Origin of the sequence: Nocardia sp. JMUB6875 (assembly GCF_041154655.1) — a bacterium.
GTDB lineage: Bacteria > Actinomycetota > Actinomycetes > Mycobacteriales > Mycobacteriaceae > Nocardia.
Genome location: NZ_BAAFGR010000023.1, coordinates 41,889 through 63,458, shown reverse-complemented (window position 1 = coordinate 63,458; position 21,570 = coordinate 41,889). Strand labels below are relative to the sequence as shown.

General features: G+C 67.0%; 24 protein-coding genes and 2 pseudogenes. 10 read left to right on the top strand and 16 right to left on the bottom strand.

The annotated features are described in order from the left end of the window. Positions 1-28 precede the first annotated feature (28 nt). The 3 genes from ACAM49_RS08640 (at position 29) to ACAM49_RS08630 (ending at position 3,067) form a co-directional block, all read left to right on the top strand. The gene (locus tag ACAM49_RS08640; protein WP_369634923.1) at positions 29-1,234 is read left to right on the top strand and encodes a cytochrome P450; all 1,206 of its coding nucleotides are present in this window, start codon (positions 29-31) and stop codon (positions 1,232-1,234) included. A 12-nt stretch (positions 1,235-1,246) separates the two neighbouring features. Then, complete coding sequence (locus ACAM49_RS08635; protein WP_369634922.1) at positions 1,247-2,479, top strand: cytochrome P450; 1,233 nt, start codon at positions 1,247-1,249, stop codon at positions 2,477-2,479. 186 nt (positions 2,480-2,665) lie between these two features. Continuing rightward, positions 2,666-3,067, top strand: coding sequence for a hypothetical protein (locus ACAM49_RS08630; protein WP_369634921.1), 402 nt, complete (start codon positions 2,666-2,668; stop codon positions 3,065-3,067). Positions 3,068-3,148: 81 nt separating this feature from the next. Here the strand turns inward: ACAM49_RS08630 and ACAM49_RS08625 are convergent, their stop codons facing one another. Beyond that, positions 3,149-3,673, bottom strand: a complete 525-nt coding sequence (locus ACAM49_RS08625) for a PadR family transcriptional regulator (RefSeq protein WP_369634920.1) — start codon at positions 3,671-3,673, stop codon at positions 3,149-3,151. Between the two features lie 98 nt (positions 3,674-3,771). Here ACAM49_RS08625 and ACAM49_RS08620 point away from each other — a divergent pair, with 98 nt between their 5' ends. Beyond that, positions 3,772-4,326, top strand: a complete 555-nt coding sequence (locus ACAM49_RS08620) for a hypothetical protein (protein WP_369634919.1) — start codon at positions 3,772-3,774, stop codon at positions 4,324-4,326. A gap of 19 nt (positions 4,327-4,345) precedes the next feature. Beyond that, positions 4,346-5,646, top strand: a pseudogene (locus tag ACAM49_RS08615) (carotenoid oxygenase family protein). 11 nt (positions 5,647-5,657) lie between these two features. Here ACAM49_RS08615 and ACAM49_RS08610 read toward each other — a convergent pair. The 5 genes from ACAM49_RS08610 to ACAM49_RS08590 form a co-directional block, all read right to left on the bottom strand. Next, positions 5,658-7,025 carry a S1 family peptidase gene (locus ACAM49_RS08610; protein WP_369634918.1) on the bottom strand — a complete coding sequence of 456 codons (1,368 nt, stop codon included), beginning with the start codon at positions 7,023-7,025 and terminating at the stop codon, positions 5,658-5,660. Positions 7,026-7,147: 122 nt separating this feature from the next. Next, positions 7,148-8,527, bottom strand: a complete 1,380-nt coding sequence (locus ACAM49_RS08605; RefSeq protein WP_369634917.1) for an FAD-dependent oxidoreductase — start codon at positions 8,525-8,527, stop codon at positions 7,148-7,150. A 37-nt stretch (positions 8,528-8,564) separates the two neighbouring features. Next, positions 8,565-8,987, bottom strand: coding sequence for a lipopolysaccharide assembly LapA domain-containing protein (locus tag ACAM49_RS08600; protein WP_369634916.1), 423 nt, complete (start codon positions 8,985-8,987; stop codon positions 8,565-8,567). A gap of 43 nt (positions 8,988-9,030) precedes the next feature. Then, the gene (locus tag ACAM49_RS08595) at positions 9,031-9,648 is read right to left on the bottom strand and encodes a UdgX family uracil-DNA binding protein (RefSeq protein ID WP_369634915.1); all 618 of its coding nucleotides are present in this window, start codon (positions 9,646-9,648) and stop codon (positions 9,031-9,033) included. Between the two features lie 40 nt (positions 9,649-9,688). Next, positions 9,689-10,168, bottom strand: a complete 480-nt coding sequence (locus ACAM49_RS08590) for a DUF4383 domain-containing protein (RefSeq protein WP_369634914.1) — start codon at positions 10,166-10,168, stop codon at positions 9,689-9,691. A gap of 194 nt (positions 10,169-10,362) precedes the next feature. Here ACAM49_RS08590 and ACAM49_RS08585 point away from each other — a divergent pair, with 194 nt between their 5' ends. Beyond that, on the top strand, positions 10,363-11,307 hold the full coding sequence (locus ACAM49_RS08585) for a YihY/virulence factor BrkB family protein (RefSeq protein ID WP_369634913.1): 945 nt from the start codon (positions 10,363-10,365) through the stop codon (positions 11,305-11,307). An 8-nt stretch (positions 11,308-11,315) separates the two neighbouring features. On the opposite strand, the gene ACAM49_RS08580 is transcribed toward ACAM49_RS08585, so the two are convergent. Together ACAM49_RS08580 and ACAM49_RS08575 are read right to left on the bottom strand one after the other, a co-directional pair. After that, on the bottom strand, positions 11,316-11,720 hold the full coding sequence (locus tag ACAM49_RS08580) for an STAS domain-containing protein (RefSeq protein ID WP_369634912.1): 405 nt from the start codon (positions 11,718-11,720) through the stop codon (positions 11,316-11,318). 208 nt (positions 11,721-11,928) lie between these two features. Then, entirely contained in the window at positions 11,929-12,357 is a 429-nt protein-coding gene (locus ACAM49_RS08575; protein ID WP_369634911.1) for a VOC family protein, read from the bottom strand. Between the two features lie 335 nt (positions 12,358-12,692). On the opposite strand from ACAM49_RS08575, the pseudogene ACAM49_RS08570 reads away from it, so the two are divergent. Beyond that, positions 12,693-13,688, top strand: a pseudogene (locus tag ACAM49_RS08570) (RNA polymerase sigma factor); the annotation flags it as partial. On the opposite strand, the gene ACAM49_RS08565 reads toward ACAM49_RS08570, so the two are convergent. The 5 genes from ACAM49_RS08565 to ACAM49_RS08545 all read right to left on the bottom strand — a co-directional run bounded on the left by ACAM49_RS08565 (position 13,676) and on the right by ACAM49_RS08545 (position 17,443). Continuing rightward, positions 13,676-14,569, bottom strand: a complete 894-nt coding sequence (locus ACAM49_RS08565) for an SDR family oxidoreductase (RefSeq protein WP_369634910.1) — start codon at positions 14,567-14,569, stop codon at positions 13,676-13,678. The pseudogene ACAM49_RS08570 and the gene ACAM49_RS08565 sit on opposite strands and share 13 nt — an antisense overlap. Next, the gene (locus ACAM49_RS08560; protein WP_369634909.1) at positions 14,566-14,979 is read right to left on the bottom strand and encodes a hypothetical protein; all 414 of its coding nucleotides are present in this window, start codon (positions 14,977-14,979) and stop codon (positions 14,566-14,568) included. The genes ACAM49_RS08565 and ACAM49_RS08560 overlap by 4 nt, the downstream gene beginning before the upstream one ends. A gap of 56 nt (positions 14,980-15,035) precedes the next feature. Then, positions 15,036-16,121, bottom strand: coding sequence for a MarR family transcriptional regulator (locus ACAM49_RS08555; RefSeq protein ID WP_369634908.1), 1,086 nt, complete (start codon positions 16,119-16,121; stop codon positions 15,036-15,038). Next, a complete protein-coding gene (locus ACAM49_RS08550; protein ID WP_369634907.1) occupies positions 16,118-16,552 on the bottom strand; it encodes a hypothetical protein in 435 nt (144 codons plus the stop codon). Before ACAM49_RS08550 ends, ACAM49_RS08555 begins: the two co-directional genes overlap by 4 nt. 171 nt (positions 16,553-16,723) lie before the next feature. Next, positions 16,724-17,443: a DUF4239 domain-containing protein gene (locus ACAM49_RS08545; protein ID WP_369634906.1), complete on the bottom strand. Its 720-nt coding sequence runs from the start codon at positions 17,441-17,443 to the stop codon at positions 16,724-16,726. Between the two features lie 28 nt (positions 17,444-17,471). Between ACAM49_RS08545 and ACAM49_RS08540 the strand changes: the two genes are divergently transcribed. From ACAM49_RS08540 to ACAM49_RS08530, 3 genes are read left to right on the top strand one after another with little or no spacing between them, the layout of a single operon-like run. Next, positions 17,472-17,966: a flavin monoamine oxidase family protein gene (locus ACAM49_RS08540; protein ID WP_369634905.1), complete on the top strand. Its 495-nt coding sequence runs from the start codon at positions 17,472-17,474 to the stop codon at positions 17,964-17,966. Positions 17,967-18,021: 55 nt separating this feature from the next. Next, positions 18,022-18,498, top strand: a complete 477-nt coding sequence (locus ACAM49_RS08535) for a hypothetical protein (RefSeq protein WP_369634904.1) — start codon at positions 18,022-18,024, stop codon at positions 18,496-18,498. Between the two features lie 39 nt (positions 18,499-18,537). Beyond that, entirely contained in the window at positions 18,538-18,690 is a 153-nt protein-coding gene (locus tag ACAM49_RS08530) for a hypothetical protein (protein ID WP_369634903.1), read from the top strand. A gap of 74 nt (positions 18,691-18,764) precedes the next feature. Here ACAM49_RS08530 and ACAM49_RS08525 read toward each other — a convergent pair whose 3' ends face one another. Genes ACAM49_RS08525 through istA form a run of 3 tightly spaced genes read right to left on the bottom strand, consistent with a single transcriptional unit; the run spans position 18,765 to position 21,426 of the window. Then, complete coding sequence (locus ACAM49_RS08525; protein ID WP_369634902.1) at positions 18,765-18,998, bottom strand: hypothetical protein; 234 nt, start codon at positions 18,996-18,998, stop codon at positions 18,765-18,767. Next, on the bottom strand, positions 18,995-19,801 hold the full coding sequence (gene istB, locus ACAM49_RS08520) for an IS21-like element helper ATPase IstB (RefSeq protein ID WP_369634901.1): 807 nt from the start codon (positions 19,799-19,801) through the stop codon (positions 18,995-18,997). Before istB ends, ACAM49_RS08525 begins: the two co-directional genes overlap by 4 nt. Further along, positions 19,798-21,426 carry an IS21 family transposase gene (istA, locus tag ACAM49_RS08515; protein WP_369634900.1) on the bottom strand — a complete coding sequence of 543 codons (1,629 nt, stop codon included), beginning with the start codon at positions 21,424-21,426 and terminating at the stop codon, positions 19,798-19,800. The genes istB and istA overlap by 4 nt, the downstream gene beginning before the upstream one ends. Between the last annotated feature and the right edge of the window lie 144 nt (positions 21,427-21,570).

Here is a 21,570-nt window from a genome sequence, read left to right as displayed (position 1 = left end):
GGTCGCGGGGGCGTCGGCGGGGTGTCCGGTGCTGGGCGCGCGGGGCGAAGAGGCTCGGATCCTGTTGGGGACACCCGAATTCGCTGCCGATCCGCATGGTGCCTATCGGGAGATGCGCAGGGCGCATGGGTCGATGGTGCCGATCGAGTTGTCGCCGGGGGTGCCCGCGACGCTGGTGGTGAACTATCGGACCGCCTTGCGGATTCTCAATGATCCCGAGCACTTTCCGGCGGATCCGCGGGTGTGGCAGGAGGGGATTCCGGAGGATTCGCCGATCCGGCCGATGATGCAGTGGTATCCGAACGCGCTGCGCAACGCGGGGGCCGAGCATCTGCGGTATCGCCAGGCGTACACCGCGGCCATCGACGGAATCGACTTGCATGCCGTGCATTCCACGGTCGAACGGCTGGCGGAGCCGCTGATCGCGGCGATCGCGGCCGAGGGCAAGGCCGATGTGGTGTCGCAGTACGCGCTGCCGCTGGTCTTCGAGGTGCTCAACCAATTGGTGGGCTGCTCCGCCGATATCGGCCAGCGGGTGGCCACCGGCATGGCCGCGCTGTTCGACACCGTGAACGCGGCCTGGGGCATGCAGACCCTCGGCGAGGCGCTGCTCGAGCTGATCGCGTTGCGCCGCGCCGAACCCGGTGACGACGTGACCTCCCGAATGGCCCATCACCCAACCCAACTCAATGACGAGGAGATGCTGTACCAGCTGGTCAGCTTCTACGGCGCGGGCATCGAGCCCATGCAGAACCTCATCTCCAACACCCTGCTGCTGATGCTCACCGACACCCGCTTCGGCGGAGATGTGCTGGGCGGCAGCCTTTCCACCCGCGACGCGCTCGACGAGGTCCTCTTCAACGACCCGCCGATGGCCAACTTCGCGATCAGCTACCCGCGCCAGCCCATTCTCATCGACACCACCTGGCTGCCCGCGCATCAGCCGGTGCTGATCAGCCTGGCCGCCTGCAACAACGATCCCGAGATCGCGGGCGGCGACCGCACCGGCAACCGCTCGCATCTGGCCTGGAGCGCGGGCCCGCATGCCTGCCCGGCCCGCTCGGTCGCCTACCTGGTGGCGCAGACCGCCATCGACCAGTTGCTGGACGCGCTGCCGGACCTCGAGCTGGCCGTCCCGAAGCACGAAATCTCCTGGCGTCCAGGCCCGTTCCACCGCGCCATGGTGGCACTGCCGGTCGAATTCCCGTTGAGCCCCGCGCTGCGCGCGGTGTAGAAGGAGCACCACATGTCCAACAGCCCGATCGTGCTGGATGTCACCGGCACCGACATCCAAGCCGAATCCGCCCGGATTCGCGAGCGCGGTGCGGTCACCTTGGTCGAGCTGCCCGGCGGCGTCCCGGCCTGGTCGGTCACCGACCAGGCCGTGCTCAAGAGCCTGCTCGCCGACCCCCGCGTCTCCAAGGACCCGCGCCAGCACTGGACCGCGTTCATGAACGGCGAGATCACCGAGGCCTGGCCGCTGCTGCCCTGGGTGATCGCGGAGAACATGTTCACCGCCTACGGCGCCGACCACCGTCGCCTGCGGAAGCTGGTGTCCCCGGCCTTCACCAACCGCCGCACCCTCGCCATGCGCGAGCGGATCGAGGCCATCGTCGCCGAACTGCTCGACGAGCTGGCCGCGCTCCCGGCGGGCTCGCAGGTGGATCTGCGCTCGCTGTTCGCCTACCCGGTGCCGATCAGCGTGATCTCCAGCCTGATGGGGGTACCCGAGCACCTCGACGCCGCCATCCACAAGTGTGTCGACGGCTTCTTCGACGGCTCGCTGACCGCCGAGGAGTCGATGGCCAACTACCTCGAAATGGCCGAGCGCATCGGCGAACTCGTCGCCTACCGCCGCGACAACCCGGGCGACGACATCACCTCCGCCATGATCGCGGCCCGCGACGACGAGGACGGCTCGCAACTGAGCGAGGCCGAACTCGTCGCCACCCTGATGCTCGTCATCAATGCCGGGCACGAGACGACCGTCAACCTGCTGGGCCAGGCCGTGGTCGCCCTGCTGACCCACCCGGACCAGCTGGCCGACGTGCTCGCCGAACGGGCGTCGTGGAGCGATGTCATCGAGGAGACCCTGCGTTACCAGGCGCCGGTCGCGCACCTGCCGCTGCGCTACGCGGTGGAGGACATCGAGATCGACGGGTTCACCATCCCCAAGGGCGAGGCCATCCTGGCCTCCTACGCGGGCGCGAGCCGCGACCCGAAGATCCACGGCGACACCACCGACGCCTTCGACATCCACCGCGCCACCAGGGACCAGCATCTGGCCTTCGGCCACGGCGCGCACCACTGCCTGGGCGCGCCACTGGCCCGGATGGAGGCGGCCATCGCGCTGCCCGCGCTGTTCGAACGTTTCCCGAACCTGCGGCTGGCCACGGACGCAAGCGAATTGACCCCGCTGGGCAGCTTCATCTCCAACGGGCACGCCAGCCTGCCGGTATTCCTCGACGCGGCCGAGTAGCTGTGTGTTCGCGGGCCGGTGCGTGATCGGCCCGCGTAACTCGTTCGGCCTGCTTTACTTCCGGACCCGCGCGGTCGAGGATGGTGTTTGCGGTCTCCATAGCATTGTCTTCAGAGTGCACAGTGCCGCGAGTGTTTCCCAGTGTGTTCAGCGATCCACCAAACGCCACACAGGAGGAACGAACCCATGCTCAGTCGATCACGCCGCCGCTCCGCGACTGTCGCCACCGCCTTCACGGCCCTGAGTGCCGCGGGATTGCTCACCGCCGCAACCGCCTTCGCCGCCAATTCGATCGATGTCTCCGGCGCCGGGCCGTCCATGGTCGGCGTCGAATACACCTGCGAGGCGTCCGCGGGCGTCGCCGCCATCAAGGCCATGCTCGGCGACCCCAACGCCGAGGCCCCCGCCGCCACCGGCACCCAGACCTCCGTCACCTGCGACGGCTCCCAGCACACCGCCTCCATCCCGCTGACCGCCGCCGAGGGGCAGATGCCGTCCTCGGGCTCACCCGTTCAAGTCCGCGCCGCCCTGGTCGATCAGAGCGACACCGTCGTCACCGGCACCGCGAAGCTCCTCACCGCCGGCTGAACCCGGCCCGTCGCCGAGCAGCGCGCCACCGAGGTTGTCCGAATTCGCCTCGACGGATGTGCGGCTCGGCGACCGGTGGGGTCAGGATGGTTCCGGGGGTAGTTGCTCGAGGGCCCAGCGGGCCCAATCGCGGTTCATCGCGGTGGCGCGTTTGCCGTATTCCAGTGCGATGTGGCCGTTTCGGGACAGGTCGCTGTCGTCCCAGTCGATGGACCGTTCGAGCTCGATCAGGTCGGCGTGCGCCTGGTCGGCATCCTCGGCGATCTCGGTCAGGTAGGCGCGGGCGTGGGCAGGGGGAGTGACGCCGAGGAAGAAGACGCGCAGCAGAGTCTCGTTGCGTACCGCGCGTTTCGGGCGCGTGGTGGTGAGCCAGGTGCGCAGGTCGTCGAGACCGGCGGCGGTGAGCGTGTATTCCTTGCGGCCGCGCGGCCCCTCGTCGCTGACCTCGATGAGCCGGGCCTCGGCGAGCTTGGTGAGCTCGGTGTAGATCTGGCTCTGCGTCGCGGGCCAGATGTTGGCCAGCGAATGCTTGAAGGTCCGTAGCAGGTCGTAGCCGCTGGCGGGGCCTTCGGAGAGCAATCCGAGCAGGGCGTACCGGAGACTCATGCCGCCCACTCTACATTCCAATATTGACATGTCGAGACAGGAGCCTCAGGATTGGACATGTCAGAACTGGAATGTCGTGTTGCCGAGGAGTTCTCGAAGTGTCGTATCTCCGCACCTTCGCCCCCTGGATCGTCTATGCGGTGATCCCGTCGCAGTACTGGCAGTGGTCGGCGCTCATCGCGGTCGTCATCTCGGTGGCCTCGATCGCGCAGCAGCGCCGCGCCGGCCGCGGCTGGGACGCGCTGATCATCGATCTCGGGTCGGCGGTGTTCTTCGCGGCGGTCACGGTGCTCGCGTTCGCCGATCCGGACACCGCGCTGCACGCCTACATGCCCGCGATCTCCTCCGGCGTGCTGGCGCTCATCGCGGGGATCTCGCTGCTGATCCGCGTCCCGTTCACCCTGCCGATCGCCAAACAGACCACGCCGCAAGAGCTCTGGGATCAGCCGCTGTTCATCCGGACGGCGTATGTGCTCACCTCCGTGTGGACGGCCGCCTTCGTGATCGGCTGCGTCGCGCTCACCGCGCTGGCGCACGGGTCCTCGGGGTTGCGGACGACGGTGCAGGTGCTGGCCTTCGTCATTCCCGTCGTCTTCACGATCCGCTATGTCGCCCACATCCAGGGCGGGGCGCGCACCGCGCTCGCGGACTGACCGAGAAAAGGCATCGATCATGGCCATCCCGTATCTCACCGGCAACTACGCACCGGTGACCGAAGAGGTCACCGCCTACGAACTCCCTTGCACCGGAAGCATTCCCGAGGAACTCACCGGCTGGTACCTGCGCAACGGGCCCAATCCGCACGAGGCCGCCGCCAAGCACTGGTTCGCCGGCGACGGCATGGTGCACGGCGTGCGGATCGAGGCCGGGCGCGCGGTGTCGTACCGCAATCGCTGGGTGCGCACCACGACCTTCACCGACGGCGCGCGGATGTTCGACACGGAGGGCAATCGGGATTTGGCCGCCGGCGTTGCGAATACGCACGTCATCCGGCACGCCGGGCGCACCCTCGCGCTCGTCGAATCCTCGTTCCCGTACGAATTGACCTGCGAGCTGGACACTCTCGGCCCGCACGACTTCGACGGCAAGCTGAAGACCGCGATGACGGCGCATCCCAAAACCTGCCCGACCACCGGGGAACTGCACTTCTTCGGCTACGACTTCGCCGAGCCGTACCTGACCTACCACCGGGCCGACGCCGCAGGCAATCTGGAGATCAGCCGCCCGATCGATGTCCCGGCACCGACCATGCACCACGACTTCCTGCTCAGCGCGGAGCATGTCGTATTCATGGATCTCCCCGTGGTTTTCGATCTCCAGACCGCGATGTCGGGCGGGAACCTGCCCTTCCGCTGGAGCGACGACTACCAAGCCCGCCTCGGCGTGCTGCGCCGCGACGACCCGCACGGCGAGGTGCGCTGGTTCCCGATCGACCCCTGCTACGTCTTCCACACCCTCAACGCCCACGACGAGCCCGGCCGGATCGTCCTGCACGTCATGCGGCATCCGAGCATGTGGCGGGCCGACTCGAACGATTTCGACGACCACGCGACCCTGTGGCGCTGGACCATCGACCTGACCACCGGCACCGTCCGCGAGGAACAGCTCGACGACCGCGCCGCCGAATTCCCGCGCCACGACGACCGGCTCGCGGGACTCGACACCCGCTTCGGCCATGCCACCGCCACCCGCGACGGCCGCGGCGCGGTGCTGCGCTACGACCTGCACCGGGGCACCACCGCCGCCCACGAATTCGCCCCCGGCCGCATCCCGGACGAGGCGGCCTTCGCCCCCGCCGACGAAAACCCCGGCGGCGACGGCTATCTCATGACCTATGTCTACGACTCCGCCGAGGATCGCAGCGACCTGGTCATCCTCGACGCCACCGATGTCGCCGCACCGCCACTGGCCACCATCCACCTGCCGCGCCGCGTGCCTACGGCTTCCACGGCAACTGGCTGCCCGACGCCTGAGCGGACGTACGTCAGTTCTTGCGGATGACCAGTCCGGGGTTGGCCGCGAGGACGGCGTCGATCGGCTGCGCGGTGAGGATGTCGGACGCGACGCACTGATGGTTCTGGCTGGTGCCGCCGCTGACCAGGCCGAGCGCCTTGGTGCCGCTGATGACCGATCCGCCGCTGTCGCCCTGGACGCTGCAGGTGGTCACGGAGAAGAAGCCCTCGACCGTCACCTTGCGGGTCGTCCCGGGCAGGCCGCCCTCGTTGAAGGTCTGTCCGACCATATCGACTGTGCCGCAGGTGTATCCGGTGATCGCGCCGGACTTGCAGGCGGGCATCCCGGAGACGGGCGAGACGACGCCGTCGATGGCGATGGTGTCGGCGGCGGCCAGCGAGACGAGCGCGGCGCTGCCGACCGAACCGCCGCCGGGCGGCGTCGCGGGGGAGGGCTCGGGCTGCTCGGCGGGTCCGCCGACGACCAGGTTATTGCGGAACCGGGCCACCTGATCGTCATTGATCTGCAGGATCGCGTAGTCGTGCGGCCCGAATTCCGAGGCCCCGAAATGCCCCAGCTCGTCCCCGAGGCTGTCTTCCTCGTAGTCGTAGATCTTGTGCGGCTCGGTCGTTTTCGCCGACGGATCGACCAGGTTATTGGGATCGCAGTGCCCGGCGGTGATGGCGACATCGTGTCCGGCGGCATCGGTGGCATTGAATCCCAGCGAGCACTTGCCGTATCGGGTGGCGTCGAAGGCGATCCGGAACGGCTGCCCGCCCTTGAACGGCTCGCCCGGCGCGGCAATGGTCACCGGAATCTCCGGATCGTCGGTGCCCGGACCCGGCTTCGGCTCATCGACCACCACGAGCTCGACCGCACCCAATCCGGACGGCACCTGGGCGGCGGTGCCGGAGGTGTAGACCACGACCGTATTGCGCCCGACGTCCACCGCATCCCCGACGAACGCGTTCGCGGTCTCGCGCGGCTGCGAGGCGATCCACTTGCGGACCGCCTCCCGCTGCTGCTGCAATGCCGCGGCGCTCGACGCGACCCGCACCACCTCGAACCCGGCCTGCCGCACCGCCTTCGCGGCCACCTCGAAGCCCGTCCCGTCACTGAGCGACACCAGCGCCCGCGCCCCGTCCATCCGCACCCCGGCGAACACCATCGGATACGCCGCCCGCGCGAGCTTCTCGAACTCGGCCAGCCGCTGCGCGGTCGCGGCCCGGTTCATGTACTCCGACAGCTCTATGTGGAGATCGCGCCGGACGGCCGTCTCCAGATCGGCCGGGGCCGGATCCTCGCCCGCGCCTTCGGGCGTCGCACCCGAAATCGGCATCGCGGCGGTGAGTATCGCCGCGCAGCACGCGAGCACCGGAACGACCTTGGTCCGACCCATGCGTCTCTCCCAGCGTGAGATGTTCGCGGACACCCACTCCGAACAGGTGTTATGCCGATCCGGAATCGTATGTCACATCTACCTCGAAGAGGACGAAACAGACTTCGGGCATGTCGCGGGCGTCAGCTCCGGTCGGCGGCGCGGACCGCTCCCACCGCCTTGCGGGCCGCCACCTGAACCGGATCCCACACCGGGGAGAACGGCGGCGCGTACCCGAGATCCAGGGCGACGATCTGCTCGACGGTGAGACCGGCGGTCAGGGCCACCGCGGCGATGTCGATGCGCTTGCCCGCGCCCTCACGGCCCACGATCTGCACGCCGAGCAGGCGGCCGGTGCGGCGTTCGGCGATCATCTTCACCGTCATGGGCGCCGCACCCGGGAAATAGCCGGAGCGACTGGTGGATTCGATGGTGACGGTCACGAATTGCAGGCCGCAGGCGCGGGCATCGCGTTCCAGCAGCCCGGTGCGGGCCACCTCGAGATCGCACACCTTGCTGACCGCGGTGCCGACCACGCCGGGGAAGGTGGCGTAGCCGCCGCCGACGCCGGAACCGATGACCTGGCCGTGCTTGTTGGCGTGGGTGCCGAGCGGAATGTGCCGCTCCGAGCGAGAGATCAGGTCGAGGACCTCCACGCAGTCGCCGCCCGCCCAGATGTTGTCGTGCCCGCGCACCCGCATGGCCAGATCGGTGAGCAGGCCGCCGGATTCGCCCAGCGGCAGCCCGGCGGCGCGGGCAAGATCGGTATTGGGTCGCACGCCGATGCCCAGCACCACCACATCGGCCGGATATTCGGCGTCGGCGGTGACTACGGCGGTGGCGCGGCCCTGCGCGTCGGTGCGGATCTCGGTCACCTCGGTGCCGCAGTTGACCTGGATTCCCATGCCCCGCATGGCCTTCCGGATCAGCACACCCATATCGGGATCCAAGGTGGCCATGGGTTCGGTGCCCCGGCTGACCATCGTCACCTGAAAGTCGCGGTGGATCAGCGCCTCCGCCATCTCCACGCCGATGTAGCCCGCGCCCACCACGACCGCGCGCCGGCCTTCGATCTCCTCCAGGGTGTCGATCAACGCCTGGCCGTCATCGAGGGTCTGTACGCCGTGTACGCCGGCCGCGTCGATGCCCGGCAGCGGGGGCCGGATCGGTGTCGCGCCGGTCGCGATCACGAGTTTGTCGTAGCCGAGCCAGCTTTCGTCTCCGGTGTCGAGTTCGCGCGACCGGACCCGCTGCCCGTGCACATCGATCTCGAGCACTTCGGTGCGCAACCGCAGATCGATGTCCCGGGCCCGATGCTCGGCGGGTGTCCGGGCGATCAATGAGTCCCGATCGTCGACCTCCCCGCCGACCCAGTACGGAATCCCGCAGGCCGAATACGAGGTGAAATGTCCTCGCTCGAACACCACGATCTCCAGTTCCGCCGCACTCCGCAACCGCCGCGCCTGCGACGCCGCCGCCATCCCCGCCGCGTCCCCACCGATGACCACCACGCGTTCTGCCATACCGACACGGTAAACGCGGTCCGCGTCGCCGCCGGTACTAGCGGCCGGTGTCGGTCGCGCGGGTGCGGGCCAGGCGGCTGAAGGATTGCCGCAATTGGATGATCCGCACGCCACCGGCCACCGCCATCACCAAGGCCCCGAGCACGGCCGCGACCAGAATCGCCACCCCGATGGGCAGCGTGAAATGCCAGCCCAGGAAGCCGAGCCGGACGCTCGCGGTGTTCTGCACCACGAAGATGAGCAACACGACCAGAAAGACCGCGCCCGCACTGAGACCCACCCAGACGCTGCCCGCACGGGTACGACTGACGCGCGTGTCGGGTGGGGTGGGTGCGGTCGGCGCGACCGGCACGGGCGGCCTGGCCACGGGTGGCGGTTCCACCGGCGGCGGTTCCGGCGTCGGCTCGGCAGGGACGCGTCCGGTCCCCAAATACGGTTCACCCTCGCTCGCAGGATTCATGACAACCTCCTCACCGCGATCGCAATACCCGCCGCACCGCCGGTTATTCGCCCGCGGAGGAGATACCCCCGAGGGCTGTCTTCAAGTCCGCGACCAGCGCGGCGTAGGCCTCGGCGCGGTCCGGAGCCCGGAGCACCGCCGACGGATGCGCGGTCGCGATCACCCGGTACTCGTGGCCGGGGATGAACTGTCCACGCTGCGTCGTGATGCGAAACGACTGTCCGAGAATGGCTTTGGCCGCGACACTGCCCAGACACACCACCAAACGCGGCCGCACGACACGCATTTCGGCGTCGAACCAGGGCGCACACGCGACGATCTCCGTGCGGCCGGGTTGTTTGTGGATGCGGCGCTTCCCGCGCTCGACGAACTTGAAATGCTTGACCACATTGGTCACATAGACCTGGCCGCGATCGATTCCGGCTTCGGCGAGGGCGCGATCCAGCAGTCGCCCGGCCGGCCCGACGAACGGGTGGCCCCGGCGATCTTCTTGATCGCCGGGTTGCTCACCGACCAGGACGATCTCCGCGTCCGCGGGTCCCTCGCCGAAAACGGTCTGCGTCGCATGGCGATACAGGTCGCAGCCGTGACAGTCGCGGGCGGCGGCGCGCAGGTCGTCCAGGTCACCGTCGGACGGTACGAAGCTCGCCGCATCCGACATGTTCGTCACCTGTTCGGGTCCGATGTCATGGTTGTCGCGCTCACGGCAGCCCGGTGCCGCCGATCGGTCCCCGGGTGGTTCCGGTGGCCACGCGCGGGAGCACGGCGCCCAGCAGCACCATGCCGAGGCCCAACCCGAAGTGCAGCCAGTCGTCGGCGGTGTTGACCGGGACGAAGTTGGCGTCGGCGGTCTTGTCGATCACCAGCCCGTACAGCCAGAGCGCGAGGTAGATGACGCCGCCCGCCAGCAGGAACAGTCGCGAGGTGTTGGCGGTGCGGGCGGCGGCCAACCCGGCCGCGCCGAAGATCAAATGGATGATGTTGTGCAGCACCGATACCTGGAACAGGCCGAGCAGTTCGGCCCCGGTGTGGTGTCCGGCCCAGGTCAGTGAGTCGTAGTCGGTGACGATGCCCGGGATGAAGCCGAGCACGCCCACGAGTAGGAAGACCGCGCCGACCGCGAGGGACGCCATTTGCACATACGTCAAGGAGCGGTTGGTGCGGGTGCCGAAAGTAGTCATATCTCCAGCCTTCGGTTCGGGCGGCGAGCGCGAGCACGCCGCGGTCGGTTCCGACCTGCCTCCCGCCTACCCGGCGTCCGAGGACACAAACTCCCGGGTGAACCCGCGTCGCGCCGTCGGGGACCGGGCGGCTCCGCGCCCGGGTTTGACCGCCGGGGTCCGGGGTAGTCGGGGCACGAACCGGAGGTGGCACGATGACCGCAGAGCAATCCATCGAGGGCGGAATTCCCGAGAGCCCAACGCAATTGGGGCCCAAATCCTGGTGGGGTGTGCTCCGGCGGACGGTGACGGAGTTCCGGGACAACAACATCACCGACTGGGCGGCGGCGCTGACGTATTACAGCGTGCTGTCGATCTTCCCGGGGCTCGTCGTGCTGACGGCCGTGCTCGGTCTGCTCGGCCCGGACGTGACCCGCTCGTTGATCGATACGGTGCACGCGGTCGGGCCGAGCAGCGGCACCTCGCTGCTGGTCGACGCGATCGATCAGCTGCAGGGTTCGCGGTCGCTGTCGGGCTGGCTGGCGATCTTCGGATTGGCGTCGGCGCTGTGGACGGCATCGGGCTATCTGGGCGCGTTCATGCGGGCGACGAACTCGATCTATCACACCGATGAGGGCCGTCCGATCTACAAGACGGTTCCGCTGCGCCTCGGCCTGACCGCGCTGATGGTGCTGCTCATCGCCGCCTGCGCGCTGGGCGTGGTCGCGACGGGCACGCTGGCGCAGCGGATCGGGCGCTGGCTGGGCTGGGGCGCGGGCGCGGTGCGGGTATGGGACATCGCGAAGTGGCCGGTGCTGGTCGTGCTCGTCGGACTGGCGATCGCACTGCTGTACTGGGCCTCGCCCAATGTGCGGCAGTACGGTTTCCGCTGGCTGAGCCCGGGCAGTGCGCTCGCCGTCCTGATCTGGATTGCCGCTTCGGCCGGATTCACCCTCTACGTCAGCTTTTTCGGCTCCTACAACAAGGTGTACGGCTCACTGGCCGGAGCGGTGATCTTCCTGGTGTGGTTGTGGCTCACCAATATCGCCGTCCTGCTCGGTGCTCAGTTCGATGCCGAACTCGCGCGCGGGCGGCGCATCGAGCAGGGGTGGCCAGAACAGGCCGAACCTGTTCTGCCACCCCGCGATGAACCCGAGTGAGCCGCTCGCTACGTCGTCCGCGAAGCGCGCGGACCCGGCGTGCACGCGCCGGTGATGGTGGCCGCGGGCCTGAGATCGTCTGCGTGCCCGCAGATTTCGATGACTCGATCGACGCAGCGCGACCCGGTCACCCAGCGCAACGAGGTGTGATGGTGGCGAGCGTGATCGTCGGCCTCGAGCATGAGGCGCAACCCGCAGAGTCCGAAGAAGCTGAGCCGGGACAGGTCGGTGACCACCAGGTCCGCCTCGGAGTCGATGGCCTCGGTCAAGCGTGCCCGTAGCGTGCCCACGGTGCAGCGATCCACCTCGCCGGTCGCCGTCAGCACGGTCATCGCCCGCGTTGGCCGGCTCACCATCACCTCCAGCGGCTCGCGCGTCCCGCGCACCACCGCATCGCTGGAATGGTTCGACACCAAGAACATTCTCGCCATGGGAATCCCGATTCATCCGAGCAGCAGTAACCGAACTGGTTTCGCCGCGACACTGTGTCCGCCCTCCCCGACACGGTCCGGGCATCGGCTGGTGACTCAACCTCCTGAGGGGTACCCGGCACGCCGGCGAGATAATCCCGTGACCTTCACGAGTTCCCGGAATTTCCCGTTTTCTCTGCTGGTCAGGGGTTCAGTAGCTCGGCCAGTTGCCCGGCGTCATGAGTTCGAGGAGGTGCTCGTCGGGATCCCGGAAATAGATGCTGCGACCGCCCCGAGCCCAGCTGGTCCGGCCCTCGATCGGAATATCGTGTGCGCTCAGATGCGCCTCCCACACATCCAGTTCATCCTCTGACACAGCGAAGCACACATGAAGCCGCCCGCTCCCGTCGTGCGACGGGATCTCACCGCTCGGCAGCCCCGGCCCGGGCAACACCTTCGGCTCCAGCGATCCGCCCCGCCGAAAAAGCAGCAACACATTGTCGCCCCCGATATCGAACGCACACAACGGATCCGCGTCGAGAATCGTTTCCAGCTGCAGTATCTCCCGGTAAAACTTGCGGGCCCTGTCCAGGTCGTCGACATACAACGCGGACTCGATAATCCGCTCGAGCTTCGGCACTTTCCGCTTCTTCCTCTCGAATACGTTGTCGCAACGATCGTGCAACCTCGAGCCCACTCGAGGTCCAGCGTCGCGTGCCCACGATCACACCGCTGCAGGAACACGTGGACGACGCCGGGGTAGGGGTGTTGCGGTCGTTGGTCGCGCCGTACCCGGCTGTTGGCCAGTAGGCTGGTTTATGGTCTCGGTATTCGCCGGGTCCGTTCGAGGCCTCTCTGCGGTCGTGCTCTTCGAATCGCGATGCCACCCGATGTGTCGGAGAGGCGAATGTGGCGACGACCGCAGGCGATACGGACGATCGAGAGTCCGTGGGCGACCATGTCGAACCGGCCGATAGCCCGGGCGAGGACGGGTGGGACGAGGATGAGTCCCCGGCGCTGCGGCGGGCCCGGAAGGAAGCCGACCTCGCGGTCACCGGGGATTCGACGCGGGCGTATCTGAAACAGATCGGGCGGGTTCCGTTGCTGTCGGCGGCCGAAGAGGTCGATCTCGCGGTTCGGATCGAGGTCGGACTGTACGCGGCGGAGAAGCTGCGACTCGCGTCCGAGTCGCCGCCGGATCTGGATGCGATGTCGCGCCGGGATTTGGCGTGGATCGTGCTGGACGGTGTGCGGGCCAGGGATCATCTGCTGGAGGCGAATCTGCGGCTGGTCGTGTCGATCGCCAAGCGGTACACCGGTCGCGGCATGGCCTTTCTCGATTTGATTCAAGAGGGCAATCTCGGCTTGGTGCGCGCCGTCGAAAAGTTCGACTACAGCAAGGGATTCAAATTCTCGACGTATGCCACGTGGTGGATCCGCCAGGCGATTTCGCGTGCGATGGCCGATCAGTCGCGGACCATCCGCATTCCGGTTCACATGGTGGAGATCATCAACAAGCTCGGGCGGGTACAGCGGGAGCTGTTTCAGCGGCTCGGCCGGGAGGCCACCGCCGACGAGCTGGCCGCCGAGTTGGACATCACGCCGGAGCGGGTCATGGAGATCAAGCGGATCGCTCGGGAGCCGATCTCGCTGGATCAGACGATGGGTGAGGACGGCAGCAGCCAATTCGGTGATTTCATCGAGGATTCCGAGGCTGTCGTCGCGGTCGACGCGGTGGCGTTCACCTTGCTGCAGGAGCAGCTGGGCGCGGTATTGGACACGCTCACCGAACGCGAAGCCAGTGTCATGCGCCTGCGCTACGGGCTGAGTGACGGTCGGCCCCGGACCCTCGAAGACATCGGCGCGATCTACGGCGTCACCCGGGAGCGGATTCGGCAGATCGAATCGAAGACCATGTCGAAACTGCGCCACCCCTCACGCTCGCAATTGCTGCAGGACTATCTCGAATGATCGACCGTAGCGGGTTCGAGTTGAGTGAATACGTCGAGGTTTTCCGACAGGAACGACTCCAGCGTGCGCGGTGGTCTACCCAGGATGCCGGCCACCGTTTCGGTCGGTCGTTCGGGGTGTGTGGCGGCGAGTCGTTGGATTTCGACAACGTGATCAGCCAGCCATTCCGGCATACCCGACCGTTGGACGAGTTCGGTGCGGAAGTCCCTGGGCGAGAGATCGATATAGCGGATCGGTACGCCGAGTAAAGCGCTCAGCTGTTCGGTGATCTGCGGGTAGCTGTAGGTCTGTGAACCGGTGAGAGTGTAAGTGCCCCCGGCGATTTCACTGCGAGTGAGGGCTGCAGCCGCGACGTCGGCGATATCGCGGCAGTCGATGAAGTTGCAGGCCGCGGTGCCCATTGTTCCGGTGATGATCCGGTGCGCGGCGATCTGGGGTGCGAGCAGCAGCAGCTTCTGCATGAACGCGTAAGGGTGCAGGATCGTGTGGGCCATGCCCGAACCCCGCAGCGCCTCCTCGATCGTGTGATGCCAGCGCGCGATGGCCACCGGCGAGTCCGCCGCGGCGGTGGGGGCGGAGAGTTTCACGACGTGGTCGATGCCGCACTCGGCGGCGATTTCGATTGCCCGGGTTTCGAGTTCGACCTGGTCCGGGCTGTTGGTCATGGTCAAGAACAGCTGTGTCGCGCCCCGGAACGCGGCGCGCAGCGAATCTGGATCCCTCGCGTCCGCCTGCCGTACGTCGACACCTGCCCGGTTGAATACCTTCCCGTGCAATCGATTCGGCTCTCGGCTCAGGGCGCGGCAGGGGACTCCCGAGTCCGCGAGGCGCTCCAGCAAGGCGCCGCCGGTCGCACCGGTCGCGCCCATGATGACGATCATTGAACTTCCTTCCGACGGATCGAGGCCCAGCGCCACACGACGATCGTGGAAGCCACGGCCGCGGCGAGGGGCACATCGAAGCGAATGCGCTCAGCGAACCACGCTGTGCGGATGAGTAATTGGGCTGCCATGGCAGCGAGAGCGGTCGTGCCGAGACCGAACCACGCCGCGAGGGCCATCGGTGCGGCATTGCGCAGCCACGCGATGCGGGATCCGCGGTGCTGCAACCACAGTCCGAGCGTGAATGCGACGAGGGCAGAGGTGCCCGCGATCGACGTCGGCGCGGCGAGCAGCAACTCGGGCTGCCGGGTGATCAATCCGCCCGCTCCCGCCGACAGCGCCGGTGCCAGGTAGGCGAACAGGACCTCACGCCGCAGCGCGAATCGCGCCGGCGCGGTCGCGACAGGCATTTAATTAGCCTCCTAACTATATGGGTAGAGAAGAGCTGCTTCGAGGGCGTGTGTGTTCAGTCCGCTGCGAGCGTGCCGATGCCTTGGGTGACGCGTTCGAGCAGATCGAGGAAGGTGGCCCGCTCTGCGGGAGTCAGCGCTCCGGCCATTGCCTGTAGGCGGCCGAAATGCTCGGGAGCCATTTCCCTTAGCTTCTGTGCACCGCGTGCGGTGAGTACCACCATCACGCTGCGGCCGTCTTCCGCAGAGGCGCGCCGGTATGCCAGTCCTTGCTGCTCGAGGCTGGCGATAAGGCCTGTCACCGTCGCGCGAGTCACGCCGAGAACGGCCGCCAAATGCGACGGTGACAACTCGCCGTCGGCGTCCTCCAGCGCGGCCAACAAGCGATAACGCCCGGCGGACAACCCGAATCGCGCGAAGTGGGCCTCGGACGCCTTCGCAAGGCTGGCCCCCGTCGCGAGCAGTCGAACCGCGACCAGCACCACCTGCGGGTCGATATCGCCTTCGAGCCCATACCGTCGGATCTGTGAGCGAGCCTGGGCCAGCGTGGGCGCCTGAAGCGCTTCAAGATCCGATCCCATGAAAATACTATGGCACCTAACTAAGTAGCCGTCAAAGTCGGCACGACAATCGATCGGCGGTGCATGATCAAACCCGCCGCCAGCCCGGACCGGCGGAGGCCGAGTCTGGGACGAGGTGGGGGAGGGCGGCGAGCTGGGCCAGTTGGTAGGCGAACCAGTTGGGCAGGTCGGTCGTTCGGAGTCCTCTGGTTCATTGCTGGTGGACGGATGGACAGGTGCGTCCCGGGACCGCGCGTCGGGTGGCGTGATTCGGAAGATCCAGCCGAAGCGGTGGGAGGTCACCCACAGGGCGCCGTCCGGTCCGGTGCTGATGTAGGCGGGGAAGGAACCGACCGTGAAGGGGGCCCGGCCGCCCAGGGCGCGGATCGGGTATTCGGTGAAATCGCCGGTGGCAGGGGCGAGGCGGCCGACCTGGCCGGTCACGATCTCGGGGAACCACAGGGCGCAGTCGGGGCCGTTGGCGAGGCCGAAAGGCACGCTTTTGACGGGGACGTTCACCTCCCGCGCCGCCCCCTGTGTGGTGAGTTCGATAATGCGGGCGGGGCGGGCGCGGTGATTCACAGTGCGCCATCGGGCCCCGCGGCCATGATCGGGTTCTCGGTCGCGAAGGTGAACGGCAACTCGTATTCGCGCTGTTCTCCGGTGCGCGGGTCGTAGCGGCCCGCCCGGTTGGTGACGAATTCCGGATACCACAGCGCCCCATCGGAACCCACGACCAGTTCGTGACCGCCCGCCAGCAGCTGCGGGAGCGGGATCCGGGTGACCGCGTAGGTCGCCGTGTCGATGCGGCCGAGGTAACCGCCGAGCAAGGTGCAGAACCAGACCGCGCCATCGGGGCCGGGAGTGAACCCTTCGGCGAAACGTCCTGCGCCGATGGGGATCTGGGTGACCGCCGATTCCAGATCGGTGGCCGTGGGATCGGCCGCCGCCGGTCCGGCGGCGACCAGCATCAGGCTGGCGGCGAGCAGCCTGGCAGAGCCGCGCAGGCGCATGGTGGTCGGAAGCTATCTTCTCGCAAGGAAATTCGGCGGTGCTCGCAACGGTAGACCGGCTGGTCGAGGCTCAGGGACGACAACCGCACCGGCTGTCGAGGATGGTCAATGGGCTGTCCGGACCGATCAGCGAAGGCAGACGAAGGTGGAGGCTGCGCCCAGATGCCCGGTTCAGCGTTGCGGTGGCAGTCCGCGAAGGAAGATTTCGAAGGCGTCGGGATCGACCGCGATACTGCCGGAAAATGGTTCGTCGAGCAGCTGGATCAGTGCGAGCACCAGCAGCACCAGTATCGCCAACGCGCTGGCGAGCAATAGATGCGCCCAAAATTTCGACAGGCCGAACACGAACGTGAATCCGACGGTTACCGCTGCGCCCAGCGCCAAGGCCAGCCATAACGCGGACGGCACATTGTGGCCGCTCTGGCTGAGCCGTTCGCGGCGTGCCGCGGCCAGGTCGTTGATCGTCGAGAGCGAATGATCGTAGATCGACTGGGCGTGCGGGTCGTCGGAGGGCAGAGCGTTGATCTCCGCTCGCATCCGATACACCAATTCGGTGGCTTCGGGACTGTGTTCACCGCGGCTGAGCAAGGGCCATTCGTCGTCTATGACCACGCGTGCGTACCGCTGGGTGGTCGCTTCCAGATCACGTCCCGCTTCCGGGGGCAGCGCCCGGGCGTTCCAGTACAGCGCGGCCAGCTGGTTGGCCTCGGTGAAGGTGTTGTTCCGGGCATCCTGCAGCGAAGTCCATTCGGTGACCACGACGAATGCCAGCAGGACCGTATAGAGTGCGCCGACCGTCTGGAACACCATGCCGGCGACTTCGTTGTGTTCGTCGGGTGCGCCTTTACGTACCGAGCGCCGCAACGCGAAAACGCCCCCTGCCACCGTCACGACTGGGAAGAACCCCCCCTACAACATCATGGGCGGAACCACCGCCACCGACCTTCCCATTCGGCGCATCGTCTACCCTTCACCGGGATCCTATGCTCCCGACGAAGAGCGCGGCGTGCTGCTGGCCAGTTACACCTGGGGACAGGACGCGCTGCGTTGGGGTTCACTGCACGAGGAAGAACGCATATACCAAGCATTGGAGGACGTCGCCAAGATTCATCCGGAAATCATGGATGTCTTCGAGTTCGGGGCCAGCCACGCATGGTTCAACGACCCCTACGCGGGTGGCGCGTTCGCGCAGTTCGAACCAGGCCAGGCCAGTCGTATCCAGAGCCACATTCTGGAACCCGAAGGACGGCTGCTGTTCGCCGGCGAGCACTGCTCCCTCTACCACGCGTGGATTCAAGGCGCCTTGGAGTCCGGTTTACGAGCCGCGAAAGAAGTACACGAAGCGCCTCCCTCCGTGTCCGGCTACGCGCGCAATTCACAGGTCCTCGTCGGCGGCGCGGTCGGCGCGATATGAAATCACTCTGGATTTTCCGGTGACACTGTCGGCAATGCGACGAGAAAGGTCATTCATGCAAACCGTGCGGGCGTACACCACAGACTTCCAACGCCAGATCGTCTCTCACGCACATGAATCCATGGTCGGGAACGTCAGCGTTGTCGGCGTGGTGCAATCCGAAGACGACGGCCGAGTGCTGCTGATCCGCCGCCAGAGCACATCCCACCTCATCGCCGGACACATCTGGGCCCTGCCGAGGGTGCAAGCCGGCTCAGCGGAGATGCTGGAGGATATCGCCACGGAGATGTTCACGCGATATCTGGGGTCCGCGTTCGGCGAGGTCGGTTTCGGCGAACCCCATCTGTCCGCCGACAAATCCAGCCTTATCGTCCCCGCTGTCGTCACTGTCTCGGCCGACACACTCGACCAACTCACCGCCGGAGCCGAGTACGATGCCCTCGTGCCCGGTCAGGAACGGGATTTCCTCGCCCCTATCGAGCGCGACAGCGCAGAATTCCTCCAAGCTCTGGGCCACTTCGCGCTCAGCTGAAAGCACTGGTCTGTCGATGAGAGACCTGGCTCCGTAGGCATGGCCTGGGAACCGATCACCCCCGACGCACCGGGCAAGATTCCGCGTCCGCTGCTGACTCAATCCTGGCTCGATCTGGCCTTCCTGCACTGGGCCGCCGACCCCGCCGACCCCGCCGACATCGCCGCGCTATTGCCACCCTGGCTTTGCTGATGAATCCCAGCGGGGTTTCCGGGTGAATTTCAGCGGGGTCCGGCCCAGCCGGAGGCCGGGAATCCTGGTGAATTTCAGCGGGGTGGCCGGGTGTCGTTCTGGGACGGCTGTTCTGGATTGATGCCGAGGAGTAGGGCGTAGCGGATCAGGTCGACGCGCAGGTGCCCGGAGTTGTAGGTGCCGGTGCCGATGAATTGATCGAAGCCGATGCGGGCGTTCTGGTCGGCGGTGATCCAATCGTGGACGAGTAGCAGGAGCTCGCCGAGTTCGATGCAGTCGGCGGCGGGCTCGGTCTCCGGACCGGTCATGTTCGGGTGGTGCCGGAGGCGCGTTTGGTGGCTTTGGTGTGGGCCAGGCGGTAGGAGCTGGTGCCGGTCTCAATGATGTTGCCGCCGAAGGTGAGTCGGTCAACGATGGCGGCGCAGAGTCGTGCGTCGGTGAAGGTCTTCGTCCAGCCCGAGAAGCTCTCGTTGGAGGCGATGGCCACCGAGTTGCGTTCCTCGCGTTCGGTCAACACCTGGAACAGCAGTTCCGCGCCGCGTTTGTCCAGTTCCATGTAGCCCAGTTCGTCGATGCAGAGCAGGTCGACGCGCCCGTAGCGGGCGATGGTCTTGGTGAGTTGTTTGTCGTCGGCGGCCTCGACCAGTTCGTTGACCAGCTTGGCGGCCAGGGTGTATTTCACCCGGAATCCGGCCATCGCGGCCTCGGTGCCCAGCGAGATCAGCAGATGACTCTTGCCGGTGCCGGAATCACCGATCAAACACAACGGCAACCCCTTCCGGATCCACTCGCATTTGGCCAACGTATGAACGGTGGCCGGGTCGACGTTGGAGTTTGCGTCGAAGTCGAAGGCCCGCAACGATTTATCACGAGGGAACCCGGCGGCCTTGATGCGTCGCTCGGAGCGGCGACGCGCGCGGTCGTCGCATTCGGCCATCAACAGCTCGGCCAGGAATCCGCGGTAAGTCATCTGCTCGCGAGAGGCGGTGTCGGCGAGTTCTTCGAACTGGCCGCGGATCGTCGGCAGGCGCAGCATCCGGCAAGCGGTGTCGATCGCGGCTTCGGCGGCCTGCTCGGTCAGCCCGCGCCGGCGAGGAGAGTGGGTGGTCACGAACTGGTTCCTTCCGTGCGGGGCGGGCGCGCCAGCAACTGGTCGTAGGCGGCGACCGACGGCAGCGGCCGGGTGTCGGCCGGCAACTGTCGCAGGCGGCGTTCGGTCAGCGAAGCGACTGCAGCCGAAGAGCTTTCGTCGGGTTCTCGGTGGTCGTCGGGGTGGATGGTGCGGTCGGTGTCTGCGGCCTTGCGGGCCTCGAGCGCGACCGCGTCCGGGGTGAGCGCGCCCGCGTGCAGGGCCGCGGCCAGCCCGGCGACGACGTGTTCGTGGCGCATATGCCGGTGCAGCAACAGCACCTCGATCAACGCCCTGGTGCCCGCGCCGTCGCCATGGCTCTTGCGGGCTTCGGCCCACCAGGCGTCGTGAACCGGGGTGAATTTCCCTGCTGCCCTGGCTTGTTCGAGGACGGTCGAGCCGGGAAGGGCGCCGGGTTTGCGCAGCAGACCTTCCAGATAGTGATCGAGTTCCAGGCTCGAACGGGCTCGCCCGGCGACGCGTTCGTGGCGGGCGATCTCGGCGCGCCCGTCGTAAACGATGACTTCCGAGCCGCGCAGCAGCACCCGGACTCCGCGTCCGACGAGGCGGACCGGCACCGAATAGCGGTTGGTGCGCACTGTGATCGTGGCGTAGCGGTCGACGCGCGGGCTGAACCAGCGGCCGGTCTCGACCGGCTCGTCCGGAAGCGGTTTCAACACGCCCTGCTCGACGGCAAAATGTTCCCCGACCGTGCTCACGCGAGTGCCGATGCGGCGGGTGTCGTCGGCTGCGTCGATGGCCGCGATCATCGCGTTCAACTCGGTGATCGAGTCCACGACCGGGACGGGGACCAGGTGATTTCGCCGGAAATAGCCGATATCGCCCTCGACTCCGCCCTTTTCGTGCGCGCCTTCCTTGCCCGGCCGGCAGTAGAAGGCCTCGATGTCGTAGGCCGAGCGGAAGGCGGTCCAGCGTTCGGTCTCGACCCGTTGACGGTCGAAACCCAGAACGCTGGCGACCGCGGCCTTGAGATTGTCGTAGCGGATCCGCGCCGGAACCCCTCCGAACACGGCGAACGCATGCGCGTGGCCCTCGAAGAACGCCTCCTGCCCACCCGATGTCGATGCCAGATGAACCGCCTTGCCCGAGAACGACATTCGCATCGAGAACAGGAACCAGGTCAGCGTCTCGCCGCGGCGGCGGACCACGAACTCACCGAAGTCGACCTCGGCCTCCTCACCAGGGCGGTGCGACTGCGGCACGAATACCTCCGCCGCCTCGAGCCCGGCCTCGGCACGGATCTCCGCCCTGCGGTCGCGGACGTAGACGCGGATCGTGTCGTAGCCCAGATCGGTCAGTCCGTATTCGTCGAGCAGCCGGTGATAGAGCCGCATCGCCGTATGTCGTTGCTTACGAGGAGCTTTCAGGTCCGCCCGCAGGATCTCGTCGATCACCGGCTTGAACCGGTCCAACCGCGATTCCCGCTTCGGATACTGCCGCCGCGGTGTCGGCCATGCCGACTCCATCGCCTTGGCGACGGTCTCGTGGCCGACGTGGTACTTGGCCTCGATCGCCATCTTCGGCGCACCCGCCCGAAGATCGCGGCGGATCGCCGCATACAACTCGACCCTCGGTTCCCTCGGCACGGCCACGCTCCTCGACGGTGTCGACCATCGTCAACCCATCAGCAACCCACCACGCCGGAATTCGCTCGTATCGACCTCGACGACACGCCCACCCCGCCGAGATTCACCAGGAAACCCCGCTGGAGATGGCCCGTGTAGCCAGCC